Origin of the sequence: Rhodanobacter sp. 7MK24 (genome assembly GCF_014842995.1) — a bacterium.
GTDB lineage: Bacteria > Pseudomonadota > Gammaproteobacteria > Xanthomonadales > Rhodanobacteraceae > Rhodanobacter_A.
Map to the genome: position 1 here is coordinate 120,338 of NZ_JACYXL010000005.1, position 16,853 is coordinate 137,190.

Annotated in this window: 13 protein-coding genes and 8 tRNA genes; 4 read left to right on the plus strand and 17 right to left on the minus strand. The window is 63.9% G+C overall.

The genetic code is table 11. The annotated features are described in order from the left end of the window. The first annotated feature begins 118 nt into the window (after nucleotides 1–118). On the plus strand, nucleotides 119–886 hold the full coding sequence (gene gloB / locus IHE49_RS10680) for a hydroxyacylglutathione hydrolase (RefSeq protein WP_192157685.1): 768 nt from the start codon (nucleotides 119–121) through the stop codon (nucleotides 884–886). After that, nucleotides 883–2,127 (plus strand): transglycosylase SLT domain-containing protein, encoded by a 1,245-nt coding sequence (locus tag IHE49_RS10685; protein WP_343227570.1) that lies wholly within the window; start codon nucleotides 883–885, stop codon nucleotides 2,125–2,127. The genes gloB and IHE49_RS10685 overlap by 4 nt, the downstream gene beginning before the upstream one ends. A gap of 85 nt (nucleotides 2,128–2,212) precedes the next feature. On the opposite strand, the gene IHE49_RS10690 is transcribed toward IHE49_RS10685, so the two are convergent. The 16 genes from IHE49_RS10690 to rlmE form a co-directional block, all read right to left on the minus strand. After that, complete coding sequence (locus IHE49_RS10690; RefSeq protein WP_192157687.1) at nucleotides 2,213–4,117, minus strand: SurA N-terminal domain-containing protein; 1,905 nt, start codon at nucleotides 4,115–4,117, stop codon at nucleotides 2,213–2,215. 125 nt (nucleotides 4,118–4,242) lie between these two features. Beyond that, a tRNA-Asp gene (locus tag IHE49_RS10695) sits at nucleotides 4,243–4,319 on the minus strand. Between the two features lie 9 nt (nucleotides 4,320–4,328). Further along, nucleotides 4,329–4,403 (minus strand) — tRNA-Val (locus tag IHE49_RS10700). Nucleotides 4,404–4,422: 19 nt separating this feature from the next. After that, nucleotides 4,423–4,695, minus strand: a complete 273-nt coding sequence (locus IHE49_RS10705; RefSeq protein WP_192106112.1) for an HU family DNA-binding protein — start codon at nucleotides 4,693–4,695, stop codon at nucleotides 4,423–4,425. Nucleotides 4,696–5,029: 334 nt separating this feature from the next. Beyond that, nucleotides 5,030–7,522, minus strand: coding sequence for an endopeptidase La (gene lon / locus IHE49_RS10710; protein WP_192157689.1), 2,493 nt, complete (start codon nucleotides 7,520–7,522; stop codon nucleotides 5,030–5,032). Nucleotides 7,523–7,741: 219 nt separating this feature from the next. Then, the gene (clpX, locus tag IHE49_RS10715; protein WP_192157691.1) at nucleotides 7,742–9,034 is read right to left on the minus strand and encodes an ATP-dependent Clp protease ATP-binding subunit ClpX; all 1,293 of its coding nucleotides are present in this window, start codon (nucleotides 9,032–9,034) and stop codon (nucleotides 7,742–7,744) included. A 172-nt stretch (nucleotides 9,035–9,206) separates the two neighbouring features. Continuing rightward, nucleotides 9,207–9,830 carry an ATP-dependent Clp endopeptidase proteolytic subunit ClpP gene (clpP, locus tag IHE49_RS10720; protein ID WP_192157693.1) on the minus strand — a complete coding sequence of 208 codons (624 nt, stop codon included), beginning with the start codon at nucleotides 9,828–9,830 and terminating at the stop codon, nucleotides 9,207–9,209. 86 nt (nucleotides 9,831–9,916) lie between these two features. Continuing rightward, nucleotides 9,917–11,209, minus strand: a complete 1,293-nt coding sequence (tig, locus tag IHE49_RS10725) for a trigger factor (protein ID WP_192157695.1) — start codon at nucleotides 11,207–11,209, stop codon at nucleotides 9,917–9,919. 83 nt (nucleotides 11,210–11,292) lie between these two features. Next, nucleotides 11,293–11,378, minus strand: a tRNA-Leu gene (locus IHE49_RS10730). A 182-nt stretch (nucleotides 11,379–11,560) separates the two neighbouring features. After that, nucleotides 11,561–11,636 (minus strand) — tRNA-Lys (locus IHE49_RS10735). A gap of 14 nt (nucleotides 11,637–11,650) precedes the next feature. Continuing rightward, nucleotides 11,651–11,726 (minus strand) — tRNA-His (locus IHE49_RS10740). 15 nt (nucleotides 11,727–11,741) lie between these two features. Next, nucleotides 11,742–11,818, minus strand: a tRNA-Arg gene (locus IHE49_RS10745). A gap of 24 nt (nucleotides 11,819–11,842) precedes the next feature. Next, a tRNA-Pro gene (locus tag IHE49_RS10750) sits at nucleotides 11,843–11,919 on the minus strand. Nucleotides 11,920–12,093: 174 nt separating this feature from the next. Further along, nucleotides 12,094–12,170: transfer RNA gene (locus IHE49_RS10755), tRNA-Arg, on the minus strand. Between the two features lie 268 nt (nucleotides 12,171–12,438). Continuing rightward, nucleotides 12,439–14,394, minus strand: coding sequence for an ATP-dependent zinc metalloprotease FtsH (gene ftsH / locus IHE49_RS10760; RefSeq protein WP_192157697.1), 1,956 nt, complete (start codon nucleotides 14,392–14,394; stop codon nucleotides 12,439–12,441). After that, nucleotides 14,391–15,041, minus strand: a complete 651-nt coding sequence (rlmE, locus tag IHE49_RS10765) for a 23S rRNA (uridine(2552)-2'-O)-methyltransferase RlmE (protein WP_192157699.1) — start codon at nucleotides 15,039–15,041, stop codon at nucleotides 14,391–14,393. The genes ftsH and rlmE overlap by 4 nt, the downstream gene beginning before the upstream one ends. 76 nt (nucleotides 15,042–15,117) lie before the next feature. Here rlmE and IHE49_RS10770 point away from each other — a divergent pair, with 76 nt between their 5' ends. Further along, nucleotides 15,118–15,414, plus strand: a complete 297-nt coding sequence (locus IHE49_RS10770; protein ID WP_192157701.1) for a YhbY family RNA-binding protein — start codon at nucleotides 15,118–15,120, stop codon at nucleotides 15,412–15,414. Beyond that, a complete protein-coding gene (locus IHE49_RS10775) occupies nucleotides 15,414–15,794 on the plus strand; it encodes an Mth938-like domain-containing protein (protein ID WP_192157703.1) in 381 nt (126 codons plus the stop codon). The genes IHE49_RS10770 and IHE49_RS10775 overlap by 1 nt, the downstream gene beginning before the upstream one ends. A 51-nt stretch (nucleotides 15,795–15,845) precedes the next feature. On the opposite strand, the gene IHE49_RS10780 is transcribed toward IHE49_RS10775, so the two are convergent. Further along, nucleotides 15,846–16,841 carry a peptidoglycan DD-metalloendopeptidase family protein gene (locus tag IHE49_RS10780; protein WP_192157827.1) on the minus strand — a complete coding sequence of 332 codons (996 nt, stop codon included), beginning with the start codon at nucleotides 16,839–16,841 and terminating at the stop codon, nucleotides 15,846–15,848. Nucleotides 16,842–16,853 lie beyond the last annotated feature (12 nt).

Genomic DNA, 16,853 nt, shown 5'->3' on the forward strand with positions numbered 1-16,853 from the left:
CCCGCGCCCCCTTAACGACAAGCTAACGAGTTGCCGCAACAGGCTGTTTATAGTCGGAAGCTTCACGCACGCCGGGACGGCTGCGTCTGCACGTTCGACCAACGCAGCGGAGCATGCCGTGCACCTCGTACCGTTACCGGCACTGGCCGACAACTACATCTGGCTGCTGCACGACGACGCAGGCAACGCCATCGTCGTCGATCCCGGCGATGACGCACCGGTGGAGCTGGCATTGGCCTCACGGGGGCTGCGGCTGCGCGCGATACTGTTGACGCACCACCATACTGATCACATCGGCGGTGCGGCGGCGCTGCACCAGCGACATGGCGCCTCCGTGTACGCGCCCGAGGATGCGCACATCGAAGCAGCCAGCGTGCGCGTGCGCGACGGCGAGAGCATCGCCCTTTCGGAGCCGCGCGCCAACTACAAGGTAATCGCCGTTCCGGGCCATACGCTGAGTCACGTGGCCTACTACGGCGAAGGCGTGCTGCTGGCCGGCGACACCCTTTTCAGCATGGGCTGCGGCCGGCTGTTCGAAGGTACGCCTGCGCAGATGCTGGCGTCGCTGGATCGTCTTGCCGCGTTGCCGGCCGCCACCCTGCTCTGTTGCGGGCACGAATACACGGCGGCCAATGGCCGCTTCGCCCACGAAATCGAACCCGGCAATGCCGCGCTGTCGGCACGCCGGCAGGAGGTGGCCGCGCTTCGCGCCCGGCAGCACCCCAGCCTGCCCGTGACCATGGCCAGCGAGTTGGCGACCAACCCGTTCCTGCGCATCGACGAACCAGCCGTGATTGCCTGGTGCGAACGGCAGGTCGGCCGAGCCGAGGATCGCATTGCACGCTTCGCCTCCGTCCGCGCAGCCAAGGATGTGTTCCGCGCATGAACGTAAACCCTCATCCCAAACGGCTATTGCCGCTGATAATCTCGGCCCTGCTCACCGCATGCGCCACCGCGCCGACACCGCGCTCCTCGACGACGACACCCGCCGTCCAACCGGTAACCGCGCCCGCTCCTGCTGCTGCGGCGACGTCCGCTGCGACGGCCACGCAAGCGCCGTCAGACGACGACAACGTCTGGAATCGGTTGCGCAACAGCTTCCAGATGGCCGATTGCGATGAAGACCCCGCAGTGCTGTCCTGGGCGAAGCGCTACACGAGCAACCCGCAGCGCTTCGAGCAGCAAGTACAGGACGCGTTGCCCAAGCTGATCTACGTGCAGCAGGTGGCGTCGGAACACGGTGTGGCCGGCGAGTTCGCCTTCCTGCCGTGGATCGAGAGCGGCTATCGGCCGATTCCCGGCCATAACGGTCGCCCCGCCGGCATGTGGCAGATCATGCCGGCCACCGCAGCCGCGATGGGTCTGCGTGTGAACGGACGCTACGACGGGCGCCTGGATGTGCAATCCACCGCAGACGCGGTGATGAAGCTGCTGAGCCGCTATTACGACGAATTCCGCGACTGGCGCGTCGCCGACTACGCCTACAACGCCGGCGAGTACAAGGCGCGCCAGCTGGTGCAGGGCCACGGTCTTCCGCCGGCGGCACCAGCGATACCGCGCTGGCCGGTGCACAACATCACCCGTGAGCACCTCACCAAGTTGCTGGCCATGGCCTGCGTGGTGCGCCAACCCGAGCGCTTCAATGTCAGCCTGCCCGTACTGGCGCCCAGCCAGCACCTCGTCAAGGTGCAACTGCCGCATTCGATGCCGCTGGCGCGTGCTGCCGACAAGGCCGGCATGCCGTTGGACACATTGAAGGACCTCAATGCCGCCTTCCGCAACGACATCGCGGATGCCAGCGTGGCCTCCTACTTGATGATGCCGGCAAACCACGCGCAGCAGTTCCACGATGCGCTGCTTGCCCAGGCCATGAACGCCGGTGATTCGACCGATGGCGGCTTCGCGAACAGCTTCGCCGCCGCCGAGAGCGGCCCCGCGTCGTCGCCCAATCCGACGGGTTCGAGACCGGCCACGCACCCCATCACGCACCGGGTCGCGCAAGGCGAAACCCTGTGGCAGCTCGCGCACCACTATTCGGTAAGCGTGGGTGATTTGCAGCAATGGAACCATCTGCAAGGGCAGGCCATTCGTCCTGGCGAGGTACTCATGGTCAGCTCGCCGCAATAACCATGGCCAACACTACGCTGTGGCGGCGCATGTAAAGAAGGCGGCCGATGGCCGCCTTCTTTGCATGATGCAGGGGCGCCTCGGCTTACATCCGGTCCTTGGCGATCTTGATCTCGGTGCCAGCGCGCAGCGCCTTGATCAACTCTTCGGTTGCCACGGCACCGTAGGCCTGAGTCATCTGCTGGCGCAGCGCGTTGCGCTGGTCGGATGGCATCTTGGAAAGATCCGCGCCCTGCACCTTGTCCACCGCCAGCAGTGCATAGCTGCCGTCCTGCATGTCCACCGCGGCGTACTGCGGCTTGCCGTCCGCCGGGTGTGGCAGCAGGAAGGCCTGGTCACGCAGTGTCGCGGGCACGTCGGGCTGGATGCGCACCACGTCGGCCACGCTCTTCACGTTGGCGTTGTCGGAAGCGGCCACTGCCGCCAGCGTCTCGCCCTTGCGCAGGCGCGCCAGCAGCGCGTCGGCCTGTTGCTTCGCGGCGGCAGTGGTGCGCTGGTCGAGGATGGTCTTGCTGATCGCGTCGTGCACTTCGGCCAGCGGTCTGGCTGCAGCAGCCACGTGCTGCGCCACGCGGACCACCACCGCGTCGTCATTGCCCAGCTCGATCAGGTTGGAGTTGTTGCCTTGTGCCAACACGTCGTTGCCGAACGCCGCCTTGATGACTTTGGGATCGGCTGCAACGCCCTGGCCGCCCTGGCGCGAGAACAGCGCCGTGGTCTTGATCGGCAGGCCAAGCGCTTGCGCGGCCGGTTCCAGCGAGGACGGGTTCTGATAGGTGTTGTCCGACAATTTTCCGGCCACTTCGTTGTATTTGCGGTCCTTGTCGCCGCTGGTCGCCTCGGCCAGCAGTTGGTCGCGGACTTCGGCGAACGACTTGGCATCGCCGCTGCGGATGTCGCGCAGCCAGAGGATGTCGTAACCGTCTGGCGTCAGCACCGGCTTGGAGATCTCGCCCTTCTTCAGCGCGAACATCGCGCTGTCGAAAACGGCGTTGGTCACGCCCTTCTGCAGCCAGCCCAGATCACCACCCTGGCGTTTCGAACCGAGGTCGTCCGAGTCCTGCACAGCGACCTTGGCGAAATTGTCCGGGGTGAGACCGGTGGCGATCTTCTCGGCCTTGGCCAGCGCGGCCTTCTGTTGGTCGGGCGTGGCGTTGGCGGGCACGTTGACGAGGATGTGCGACACCTCGCGCTGTTCGGGCAACACGAAGCGCTGCTTCTCGTTCTCGTACCGCTTCATCAGGTCGGCGTCGCTGGGCGGCGCATCCGGCTTGAGCTCGGAACCCTTCACCTCGATGTACTGCAGCGATACCTGCTCGGGATTCATGTAATCCGCGAGGTGCGCCTTGTAGTAGTCCGCGATCTGCGCATCGGTGACGCTGGCGTCGGCAGGCTGCGGCTTGGGCAGCACGGCGTAGCTGATGTCACGGCGCTGCATGCGCAGGTCGAGGTAATGGTTGATTTCCTCGTCGGTGACGATGGTGCTGGCGTTGACTGCGTTCGGCAAGGCCTGCGTGGCCAGCGAAGCACGCACGTCGTCCTGGAACATGTCGGGCGTTTTGCGCTGTTCGGCCAGCACGGTACGGTACATATTGGGGTCGAACTGGCCATTGACCTGGAACGCGGGAATGCCGGCGATGTAGTCACGCACGGCCTGGTCCGGCACGCGCACGCCCCAGTCCTCGTTCGCCTTCAACAGCAGTTGCTGGTCGATCATGCCGTCCAGCACCTTCAGCTTCATGTCCGGCTTTTCGAACGCGTCCGCGTCGAACCTGTCGCCCTGCTCTGCGCTCATCTGCTGGCGCAGCTCGTTCATGCGGCCCTGGAAATCCTGCTGGCTGATCTCGTGCTTGCCGACCTTCGCCACGTAGGTGTCGGCGCGGGACATGATGTAGCCCTCGATGCCGAAGAACGACATCGCGAAGGTGGCCAGGCCGAGAAGGACAGCGGCGGGCCATCCGTGCATCTTGTTGCGAATTGCCTGCAGCATTGCCTACCTTCCTGCGAGTGTTGTGCGGCGCACTCGGCGCACGTTGCCTGAACCATTCAACACGACGGCTTCCCCAGCGACGTCGTCAAATAACAAGGGCGCCGCTGGGGCGCCCTTGCAAACCGTGGCGGAGCGGACGGGACTCGAACCCGCGACCTCCGGCGTGACAGGCCAGCATTCTAACCGACTGAACTACCGCTCCACAGATTTCTGGTGGGTGCTGTAGGGATCGAACCTACGACCATCGCCTTGTAAGGGCGGCGCTCTACCGCTGAGCTAAGCACCCGAAACCGAGCATCAGCCGCTCAGTTTAGGGCGTCCTTGAGCGTCTTGCCAGCCTTGAAGGCAGGAACCTTCGAAGCCTTGATCTTGATCGTCTCGTTGGTGCGCGGGTTGCGACCGGTGCGGGCGGCGCGCTTGCGCACGGTGAAGGTGCCAAAACCCACCACCGACACGTCCTCGCCCTTCTTCAGCGACTTCTGCACGACTTCGACGAACGCGTCGAACGCACGACCGGCATCGGCCTTGGTCAGTTCGGCCTTGTCGGCGATGGCATTGATCAGATCGGTTTTATTCATTGAAAACTCCCTAGTGCGTTTTGCGGCAGGCTCGCCCCGTGGCATGGGCGCGCGCAACCGCCATGGATGGTTGGTAGCCGCTGGGCGTCGTGACGCAACCCCGCATCGCGGACGCATGCAGCAGGCGCCGGGATCACGGTCCCGCCTTTATACCAGCGCCTCGCCAAGCACCGCAATACAAGCTGCAGCAAGGTTTCCGGGCGATACATGGAGGTCGCTGAAACTTTTGCATCCCGCAAAACACCTGCGGCACTTGCGGATTCTCCGGAGGCGTGAATGAACAAGGCGCCGCAGGTCGATTGACGACCCGGCGGCGCCTTGCCTGCGTGTGATTTCAATGCGGGCGGATATGCGACTCAGCCTCCTCGGCTTCCGGCTTTTCCTCGTGTGCCGCGTGCGATTCCGGTTTCGCTTCGTTCGGCTGCAGCGCGCGCTCCAATGCAATGTCCAGCACTTCGTCGATCCAGCGCACCGGATGGATTTCCAACGACGAGGTGACATTGGCCGGCATGTCGGCCAAGTCCTTCTTGTTGTCCTCCGGGATGATCACCGTGGTGATGCCTCCGCGATGCGCCGCCAGCAGCTTCTCCTTTAGGCCACCGATGGGCAGCACGCGGCCGCGCAGGGTGATCTCGCCGGTCATCGCCACTTCCGAGCGCACCGGCACCTTGGTCAGCGCGGACACCAGCGCGGTGCACATGCCGATGCCGGCACTGGGGCCATCCTTCGGCGTGGCGCCTTCGGGCACGTGCACATGGATATCGAATTTCTGGTGGAAATCGGCGTCGATGCCCAATCGATCCACGCGCGCGCGCACCACCGACAACGCGGCCTGGATGGATTCCTTCATCACGTCGCCAAGCTGGCCGGTATGCACCAGATGCCCCTTGCCCGACACCACCGACGCCTCGATGCTGAGCAACTCGCCGCCCACCTGGGTCCAGGCCAGGCCGGTGACCAGGCCAACCTCGTTCTGCAGCTCCTTGCGGCCGAAGTCGAAGCGGCGCACGCCGAGGTAGTGGTCGAGGTTGGACGAATCCACGACCACGGCCCCCGCGGCCTTTGTCTTGCCCTTGGCTGCCTTGGCCGCCGCCACCGGCTTCGTCTTGCCCTTGGCCTTGCGCACTTCGCCCAACGTGAGCTCCTTCACCACCTTGCGGCAGATCTTGGATATCTCGCGCTCGAGATTGCGCACGCCGGACTCACGCGTGTAGTAGCGCACGATGTCGCGCACGGCCTCCTCGGCGACGCTCAATTCCTCCGGCTTCAGGCCATTCGCCTTGAGCTGCTTCGGAAGCAGGTATTTCTGCGCGATGTTGAGCTTCTCGTCCTCGGTGTAACCCGGAATACGGATCACTTCCATGCGATCGAGCAGAGGCCCGGGAATGTTCAACGAATTCGCGGTGGCGATCCACATCACTTCGGAAAGGTCGAGGTCGACCTCCAGATAGTGATCATTGAAGGCATGGTTCTGTTCGGGATCGAGTACTTCCAGCAATGCCGAGGACGGGTCGCCGCGGAAGTCCATCGACATCTTGTCGATCTCATCCAGCACGAACAGCGGGTTCTTGCTGCCGGTCTTGTTGAGGTTCTGCACGATGCGACCCGGCATCGATCCGATGTAGGTGCGCCGATGGCCGCGGATCTCCGCCTCGTCCCGCACTCCGCCCAGCGACATACGGACGAATTTGCGGTTGGTGGCCTTGGCGATTGATTGACCGAGCGAGGTCTTGCCCACGCCGGGTGGTCCGACCAGGCACAGGATCGGCCCCTTCATCGTCGATACGCGATGCTGCACGGCGAGGTATTCGAGGATGCGCTCCTTGACCTTCTCCAGGCCGAAGTGGTCGGCGTCCAGCACTTCCTGCGCCAGCGCCAGATCCTTGCGCACCTTGCTGCGCTTCTTCCACGGCACGCCGATCAGCCAATCCAGGTAGTTGCGCACCACCGTGGCCTCGGCCGACATCGGCGACATCTGGCGCAGCTTGCCGAATTCCTGCCGCGCCTTGGCCAGCACCGGCTTGGGCATGCCGGCGTTCTCGATTTTCTTCTGCAGTTCCTCGATCTCGTTCGGGCCCTCCTCGCCCTCACCCAGCTCCTTCTGGATCGCCTTCATCTGCTCGTTGAGGTAGTACTCGCGCTGACTCTTCTCCATTTGCGACTTCACGCGACCGCGAATGCGCTTTTCCACCTGCTGCAGGTCCATTTCGCCGTCGACGAGGCCGATAAGCAATTCCAGCCGCTCACCCACGTCGGCCGTTTCCAGCACCTTCTGCTTGTCAGCCATGCGCACGGACAAGTGCGCCGCGATCGAGTCGGCCACACGCGAGGGGTCCTCGATGCCGGACAGGCTGGCCAGGACTTCCGGCGGAAGCTTGCGGCTCTGCTTCACCAGTTGCTCGAACAGCGACACCAGGGTGCGCGACACCACGTCCAGTTCGCGGTCCTTGCTGCCATAGACCGGTTCGATAACGCGCGAACCGGCCACCAGCATGCCGCCGTCCTCGCGGCAGTCCTCAATGGAAACGCGCGACTGCCCCTCGACCAGCACCTTCACCGTGCCATCGGGCAGTTTGAGCAGCTGCAACACGCCGGCCAAGGTGCCGATCTGATGCAGATCGTCCACCGCCGGGTCGTCGATATCCGGGCTCTTCTGCGCCACCAGCAGGATCTTCCGCTCGCCCTCCATGGCGCGCTCCAGCGCACGCATCGACTTGTCCCGCCCAACGAACAACGGGATGACCATATGCGGATAGACCACCACATCGCGCAGTGGCAATACGGGCAGCGCATCGAGTATGGCGCGCTTGGGGGCATTCTTGGCCATCGGGTTTTCTCACGGCAATACGGTGGGGCGAGCCCGACACTGCGCCGGGCCGCATGACACGTCAAGTGGTGGCAAAACGGGAATTACTCAAGCGCGGCCTACCTAGGCGAATGCCCATGTTTCACGAGCTTCAAACGGAACGCCATCCGTCGCCGCACTCTTCAAAACAAAACGGCCCCGACGCGGACGCCGGAGCCGTGTTTGCGTAGCCTGCGACGATCAGGCGGCGTCGCCGCCCTCGCCTGCCGCACGCTGCTGCAGGTTGCCCCGGTAGATCAGGTAGGGCTCGGCCTGACCTTCGATCACCGCGTCGTCCACCACCACCTTGCTGACGTGCTCCAGCGACGGCAGCTCATACATGGTGTCGAGCAGCACCTGTTCGAGGATGGTGCGCAAGCCGCGTGCGCCGGTCTTGCGCTTGAGCGCCTTCTTGGCGATCGCCTGCAGGGCCTCGGGGCGGAACTCCAGCTCCACCTCTTCCATCTCGAACAGCTTCTTGAATTGCTTGGTGACGGCGTTCTTCGGCTCGGTCAGGATCTTCACCAGCGCCGGCTCATCCAGCTCCTCCAGCGTGGCGATCACCGGCAGGCGACCGACAAATTCGGGGATCAGGCCGAAGCGCACCAGGTCCGCCGGCTCCACGTCGGCCAGCACCTTGCCCAGGTTCTGCGTGCGCTCCTTGCTGCGCACTTCGGCGCCGAAACCGATGCCGGTGCTTTCGGAACGCTGCTGTATCACTTTTTCCAAGCCGGCGAACGCGCCGCCGCAGATGAACAGGATGTTCTTGGTGTCCACCTGCAGGAATTCCTGCTGCGGATGCTTGCGCCCACCCTGCGGTGGCACCGAGGCCAGCGTGCCCTCGATCAGCTTGAGCAGTGCCTGCTGCACGCCTTCGCCGGAAACGTCGCGGGTGATTGACGGGTTCTCGCTCTTGCGCGAGATCTTGTCGATCTCGTCGATGTAGACGATGCCCGACTGCGCCTTCTCGACGTCGTAGTCGCACTTCTGCAGCAGCTTCTGGATGATGTTCTCGACGTCCTCGCCCACGTAGCCGGCTTCGGTCAGCGTGGTGGCGTCGGCGATGGTGAACGGCACGTTGAGCAGGCGCGCCAGCGTCTCGGCAAGCAGCGTCTTGCCTGAACCGGTGGGGCCGATCAGCAGGATGTTGGACTTGCCCAGCTCGACATCGTCGCCCTTCTGGCGCGACTCCATCCGCTTGTAGTGGTTGTATACCGCCACCGCCAGCGCCTTCTTGGCGCGAGCCTGGCCCACCACATACTGATCCAGCGACTCGCGGATTTCCTTCGGCTTGGGCAGCTGAGTGCGACCGGAGGCCGCCTTTTCTTCCAGCTCTTCGCGGATGATGTCGTTGCAAAGCTCAACGCACTCGTCGCAGATGAACACGGACGGACCCGCGATCAGCTTGCGCACCTCATGCTGGCTCTTTCCGCAGAAAGAGCAGTAGAGAATCTTGCCGCTGTCACCGGAACGCCCCTGTCGGTCGTCGCTCATACTTTCGATCCCGCTGATGAAACTGTCGTTTGTTCAGGTTGCAGCCCGAGAATAGCACAGGGCTCCGCACCGACTGGCGGATGCGGAACCCCATGGGCACAAATCATTATTGAAGAGTGCGGCCATGGATGGCCGCCCGTTTGATCTTCGCGATCAGGGATGATCGCAAAAATTAAGCCGATTTGACCGAATCGACGGCACGGCGGTCGAGCACCGCGTCGATCAGGCCGTATTCGCGGGCCGCCTCGGCGCTCATGAAGCGGTCGCGCTCCATGTCCCGCTCGATCTTCTCCAGCGGCTGGCCGGTGTGCTGCACATAGATGTCATTGAGGCGCCGACGCAGATAGAGGATTTCCTGCGCCTGGATCTCGATATCGGTGGCCTGGCCACGGGCGCCGCCCGAGGGCTGATGGATCATCACGCGCGAATTCGGCAGCGAGAAACGCTTGCCCTTGGCGCCGGCCATGAGCAGCAAGGAAGCCGCGCTGCATGCCTGGCCAATGCACATGGTGCTGACGTCGGGCTTGATGTACTGCATGGTGTCGTAGATCGCCAGACCCGCCGTGACCGCACCGCCCGGGCTGTTGATGTACAGGTGGATGTCCTTGTCCGGATTTTCCGATTCGAGGAACAGCATCTGCGCGACCAGCAGGTTCGCCACCTGGTCGTTCACTTCGCCGACCAGGAAGATCACGCGCTCCTTCAGCAGGCGCGAATAGATGTCGTAGGAACGCTCGCCGCGGGCGGTCTGCTCGACGACCATCGGCACCAAGTTGAGGTTCTGGATCGGTTCCATGGTCTGTGCGCTCTCTGATTGATGTGCCTGAAGGGAGTATGCCATCGGGCCCGGCGTGCGCCAGACCCGATGGACGGATGCCTGTATCAGGCGCCCGCGGGGCGCATCACTTCGTCGAAGCTCAGGTCTTGCACGGTGGTGTTGGCATGCTCCGCCACCCACTCGGCCACCTGGTCTTCCATCACGCGGTTCTGCAACCCAGACATCAACTGGGGGTCACCGTTGTAGAGTTCAATGACCTTTTCCGGCTCTTCGTAGGTCGAGGCGATGGCGGCGAGCTGCTCCGCCACACGCGTGCGATCGATCTTCAGCTCCTGCTTGCGGGCGATCTCGCCCATCAGCAGGCCCGCTATCACGCGTTTGCGCGCCATCGGCAGGGCTGCTTCGACCAACTGCGGCGGCGGCTGCTGGCCACGCGGCACGCTGCCCGCGGCCATCGCACGGGCCTCGGACTGCACCAGCATATTCGGCACGTCCAGCGAACCATGCGTATCGGACAGCTTTTCGGCCACCTCGGACTTCAGGCGCCCCATCAGCGCCGCCTTCAGTTCGCGCTCGAGGTTCGCGCGCACTTCCTTGCGGAAGTGTTCCAGGTCGCCATCGGCGATGCCAAACAACTTGGCAAACTCGGCGTCGATCTCCGGCAGCTTCGGCTCCTGCACCTTGACGACCTTGAAGCTGACCTTGGCAGTCTTGCCGGCCAAGTTCTCGTTGCGGAAATCCGCCGGAAATTCGATGTCGGCCTCGTAGCTGTCATCGGCCTTGTGACCCGTCAGCGCCGAGTCCAGCGCCTTGAACAGGTTACCCGAGCCCAGCACGCTGCCAGCACGCTCCAGGCCTTCCGCCGGGAAGCGGTAGTCGCCAACCTGCGCGGCGTACTCGAACATCACGAAATCACCCTCGACCGAAGCACGCTCGACCAGTTCGAAGCTGCGGCGCTGCTGGCGCAGCGTTTCCAGCATCTTCTCGATGTCGGCGTCGCTCACCGCGGCCTGCGGACGCTTGATCTCCAGCGCGGAGACGTCGATCGACGGAAACTCCGGCATCACCTCGAAGGTGGCGGTGTAGGCAATTTCGCCGTTTTCCGGCTTGCCGGTGGTGTCGATGGCGGGGTTGGCGATCGGCTGCAGCTTCTCCTGCGTCACCGCCTCGCGCAGCGTGCTACCGATCAGGTCGGACAACACTTCGCCACGCACCTGTTCCCCGAAGCGCTGCTTGATGACGGCCACCGGCACCTTGCCCGGGCGGAAACCCTTCAGTCGCACCGTGCGACCCAGCTCCGCGATGCGCGCACCCACCTGCGTCTCGTAGCGCTCGGCGGGAAACTTCACAGTGAGCTTGCGCTCGAGCGTGCCGATGCTTTCAACCGAAACCTGCATGTCGTCTCCTGAAACCTGATTGTTGTGACACCCGACCGGGCGCCATGGCGGCAACCGTAAGCTGCGCCGAGAACCATCGCTGTTGGTGCGAAAGGCGGGACTCGAACCCGCACGGGGGTTACCCGCCAGAACCTAAATCTGGTGCGTCTACCAGTTCCGCCACTTTCGCTTGTCGTGCCCGGCTTTCATGGCAGAACTCCACCCGCCCAGCCAGTACCTAAGTCGATGATTACCCTGCGCTAAAGCGGTTCATTGTACGGGCGCGCCAAGCCGCAGCACAAGCACGCAACGCATGTCGCCAGCCGCATCCGCAAAGCGAAACGCCGACCACGAGGGTCGGCGTTCCGATGTTGGTGGGCCGTGTAAGATTCGAACTTACGACCAATTGATTAAGAGTCAACTGCTCTACCAACTGAGCTAACGGCCCTGAAACCTGAATTTTGGGGTGAACGATGGGACTCGAACCCACGACGACCGGAATCACAATCCGGGACTCTACCAGCTGAGCTACGTCCACCATGAAATCATTTAGTGGTGCGCCCGACAGGACTCGAACCTGCAACCGTCGGCTTAGAAGGCCGATGCTCTATCCGGTTGAGCTACAGGCGCGGACGCCATTTGCAGAACAGGCAGTGGTCGGGGCAGAGGGATTCGAACCCCCGACTTTTGCGTCCCAAACGCAACGCTCTACCAGACTGAGCTATACCCCGAACGAGCCCGCGACAGCCTTCATCAACGGAGCCTCGGAACACCACGGTTGATCGTACCAAGCATCAAACCGCAAGCATCGCCCAGGACACCATGCCCACCATCCCGCGGCATCGGCAAACAGCCTGTTCCGCGGTGCATGACGAAGCGCGGATGCTTCGACTTGCAGTACAAAATGGCGCGCCCGGAGAGATTCGAACTCCCGACCACCTAGTTCGTAGCCAGGTACTCTATCCAACTGAGCTACGGGCGCGCACTGAACTTATCGTTTCGTCGACCGGTTTCACTGGCCGCCGAAGCGAGGAGCGGAATTATTCAGGGTCACGCATCGAAGGTCAACACTTTTCGTGAATTTTTTTCACGTTCGCAATCCGTGCTCTGCCCTGTTCCATTCCGGCTGCGCGTCGAAACTCGCCGGGCAGGATTACCAGGCCGCTCCACAAACGACAAAGGGAGCCGTCGTGGCGGCTCCCTTTGGTCGATTCGGCACCCACTTCCGTCTGGACGTCCAGACGGCCAATTCAGACGTCCAGGCCGGAGCGGTTCTGTGTCGCCGGATCGCCCACCTTGCCCACCGTGGAGTCACCGCTCTTGGGCGGCGGAGGCGGCGGCGTGGAACCACCGCCGGCATTGCGGTTCCAGTCCGCAGGCGGCCCCGGCTGCCGTCCGGCCATGATGTCGTCAATCTGGCGCGCGTCGATGGTTTCGTACTGCAGCAGCGCCTCTGCCATTGCGTGCAGCTTTTCGATGTTGTCGGTCAACAGCTGGGTGCTGCGCGCATAGGCGCGATCCAGGATGCCGCGCACCACCCCGTCGATCTTGCTGGCGGTTTCGTTGGAAATGCTCTTGTGCTGAGTCACCGAACGGCCGAGGAACACTTCGTCCTCGTCCTCGCCATAGGTGATCGGGCCAAGCTCGTCGGACAGGCCCCATTTGGTGGCCATGTTGCGCGCCATCTTGGTGGCACGCTCGATGTCGTTTGAGGCACCTGTAGTCACCTTGTCGGTGCCAAAGATCAGCTCTTCCGCCACGCGTCCACCGTACAGCGAACACAACTGCGATTCGATCGCCACCCGGTTCATGCTGTAGCGATCGCCTTCCGGCAGATACATGGTGACGCCCAGCGCACGGCCGCGCGGGATGATGGTGACCTTGTAGACCGGATCGTGCTCCGGCACCAGGCGGCCGACGATGGCATGGCCGGCCTCGTGGTAGGCGGTGAGTTTCTTTTCGTCCTCGCTCATCGCCATCGAGCGGCGCTCGGTACCCATCAGGATCTTGTCGCGCGCCTTGTCCAGGTGAGCCATGCGCACTTCGCGCGCGTTCTCGCGTGCGGCGAACAGCGCCGCCTCGTTGACCAGGTTGGCGAGGTCGGCACCGGAGAAACCCGGTGTGCCACGCGCGATGGTCATGGCGTCGACGTCGGCGGCGACCGGCACCTTGCGCAGGTGCACCTTGAGGATCTGCTCGCGCCCCTTCACGTCTGGCAGCCCCACCACCACCTGACGGTCGAAACGACCCGGGCGCAGCAGCGCGGGATCGAGCACGTCGGGACGATTGGTGGCCGCGATCACGATGATGCCTTCGGTGCCTTCGAAGCCGTCCATCTCGACCAGCAACTGGTTGAGGGTCTGCTCGCGCTCGTCGTGGCCACCGCCGAGGCCGGCGCCACGATGGCGGCCTACCGCGTCGATTTCATCGATGAAGATGATGCAGGGCGCATGCTTCTTGGCCTGCTCGAACATGTCGCGCACGCGGCTGGCGCCCACGCCCACGAACATTTCCACGAAGTCCGAACCGGAGATCGAGAAGAACGGCACCTTGGCCTCGCCCGCGATGGCCTTGGCCAGCAAGGTCTTGCCGGTGCCGGGCGGGCCAACCATCAGCACGCCGCGCGGAATCTTGCCTCCCAGTTTCTGGAACTTGGACGGGTCGCGCAGGAATTCGACGAGTTCGCCCACCTCCTCCTTGGCCTCGTCGCAACCGGCCACGTCACTGAAGTTGACCTTGACCTGGTCCTCGCCCTGCAATTTGGCGCGCGAACGGCCGAAACTCATCGCACCGCGCCCGCCGCCGCCGGACTGCATCTGGCGCATGAACCAGATGAGTACACCGGCGAACACCAGGATCGGCAACCAGCTTACGAACAAGCCGATCAGCGAAAAGCTCTCGGCAGGATCCTGGCGGACTTCCACGCCCTTGTCCTGCATCTGTTTCACCACCGCATTGGTGGAGAAACCCAGCATCGGGGCCACGGTTCGGTAGCTGGTGCCGTCCTTCAGCTTGCCGCTGATGCTGGCCGGCTGGTCGGCGCTGATCACGGCGCTGGAAACGTTGCCGTTGTCCACACTCTGTGCAAAGGCGCTGTAGGCCATGTTGGACGACCCGCCACCGTGCGGGTTGAAGCTCTGGAACACGGTGAACAACACCACCGCGATGATCACCCAGAGCAACACTTGTTTCGCTGTTTCGTTCATGCGCCGTTCCCGCCCGGATGCGCCGCGGCGGCCTTGCGGCCGGTCGCCAGCGCGTACACCTCGCGCGAACGCGCGCGTGAGGCCTTTGGTTTACGCATCGTCACGCGCGAGAAGTCCGCGCGCAAGCTGCGCAGGTAATCGTCGAAGCCCGCGCCCTGGAACAGCTTGATCAGGAACGCACCTCCCGGCTTAAGCCACTGCCGGGAAAAATCCAGCGCCAGTTCGGCCAGCGCCATTGCCCGGATCTGGTCGGCCAACGCCACCCCACTCATATTGGGGGCCATGTCGGACAGCACAAGATCCAGCTTCTGCCCTTCCAGCCGCGCCTCCAGCGCCTGCACCACGGTTTCCTCGCGGAAATCGCCCTGCAGGAAATCCACGCCGGCGATGCTCTGCATCGGCAGGATATCCAGCGCGAACACCTTGCCGCTGTCGCCCAACCGTTGCCGCACCAGTTGCGACCATCCGCCCGGCGCAGCGCCCAGATCCACCACGGCCATGCCCGGCTTGAGCAGGCGGTCGCGGTCGATCAGCTCCTCCAGTTTGTAGACGGCGCGCGAGCGCACGCCCTCGGCCTGCGCCTTCTTCACGTAGACGTCATTGAAATGTTCACGCAGCCAGCCGGCGCTGCTCTTGCTGCGGCTCATGGGACAACATCGCTACAGGGGTATGGTCGCGCATGATACCCTTTGCCGCCCAATCCCCGCGAATCGAAGCCACCGCATGGCCCTCTCTCCGTCGCAGATCCGTTACCTGCGCAGCCTTTCCCATGGCCTGAACCCGGTCATCCTGCTCGGCAACAAGGGCGCCAGCGAAGCCGTGGTCAAGGAACTGGGCTCGGCGCTGGAGATCCACGAACTGGTCAAGGTGAAGCTCTCCGGCGGTGACAAGGACGAGCGACAGGCGCAACTCGACGTCCTGCTGGCCGGCACCGGCGCCGAAGCCGTGCAGCAGATCGGCCACGTCGCCGTGCTGTTCCGTCGCAATGCCGACGAGCCGAAGATCGCCCTGCCCCGCTGATGGATCTCTCGCTCGACCGGCCCGATGGGTACCTGTTCGTACGCCGCGTCGGCGAGAGCGGCATCACTCTGATCGACCGCGAGCTCACTGACAGCTTCTTGCTGGCACCCGACCAAGCGGTCGAACACTGGCCGGTACACGAAATCGGCAGCCTGGGGGCCGAGCACGTCGAAACCCTGCTCGCCCTGCAGCCGGAGCTGGTGCTGCTGGGTACCGGTTCGCGCCAGGCGTTTCCACCGGCTGCCTTCATGGCCGGCTTCCTGCGCAAGGGTATCGGCCTCGAGGCGATGGACAACGCTGCGGCCGCACGCACCTACAACCTGTTGGCCGGCGAAGGACGGCGCGTCGTCGCCGCGTTCATTCTTGGCGCTCATTCCTGAGCGCAAAGACCAGACAGGCGGCTGTCCAGGGCCACGCTATTCAGGAAAAACTCACTTCGCTGGCAGGTAACTCATCGGATCGACCGGATTGCCGTCCTTGCGGATCTGGAACCCCAGCTCCACGCGCGAGGCGCCGCTGGAACCCATCAGGGCGATCTCCTGGCCGGCGCTGACGCGCTGGCCTTCCGTAACCAGACGCTTGCTGTTGTGCCCATAGGCGGACAGCAGGCTGTCGTTGTGCTTGATGATGACCAGCTCGCCATAGCCGACCAGGCCATTGCCGCTGTACACCACCACGCCATCGGCCGCCGCTCGCACCGGGTCGCCGGCATTGCCGGCGATCTCGACACCCGGTACCGCGTCGCCAGGCGTGAAGCGTTTGAGGATCTGTCCGTCGGCCGGCCAGCGCCAGGTCACGCCGCCCGCCGCGTGGGAATTGCCGGTCGCTACCACGGGCGTCGGGGCCGGAGCCGGCGGTGGCACAGGCTTGGGGCCACCCGCGACGGGCACCACGGTACTCGCCGGTACGGCAGGCACGGTAGTTGACGCAGCGGTCGTTGCCGTGGGTGCCTGCGCATGCGGCGGCGCTACCGCGCTCGCGGCATTCGATACCGACGCTTCCGCCGGCACATTCTCGAAGACCGGCGCGGCCGGAGCAGGCGGAGCAGCTGGTGTGGGTGCAGGGTTCGCCTTGGCTACGGCAGTCGCCGCCTGCGAGGGTGGTGCGCTGCCGCCGTTTGGCGGCGACAGGCGCAGCTTCTGCCCCGGCCAGATCGTGTAGGGCACGGCGATACCGTTCCACTTCGCCAAGTCGCGATAGTCCACGCTGTTGCGGAAGGCGATCGAATACATGGTGTCGCCCTTGACCACCACATAGCTGCCACCGGGAATCGGCGTGCGCGCCACGGCATGTGCAGGCGCAACGGGCGCGCCGTAGTGTTGCTGGCCCGGAGCCGGCTCCACCACGACAGTACTGCAGGCCGACAGCAGCAGCGATACAACCAAGAGCGGCAATAAAGAACGGTATCGATTCATGCGCGCCAGCATAGCGAAGCACCC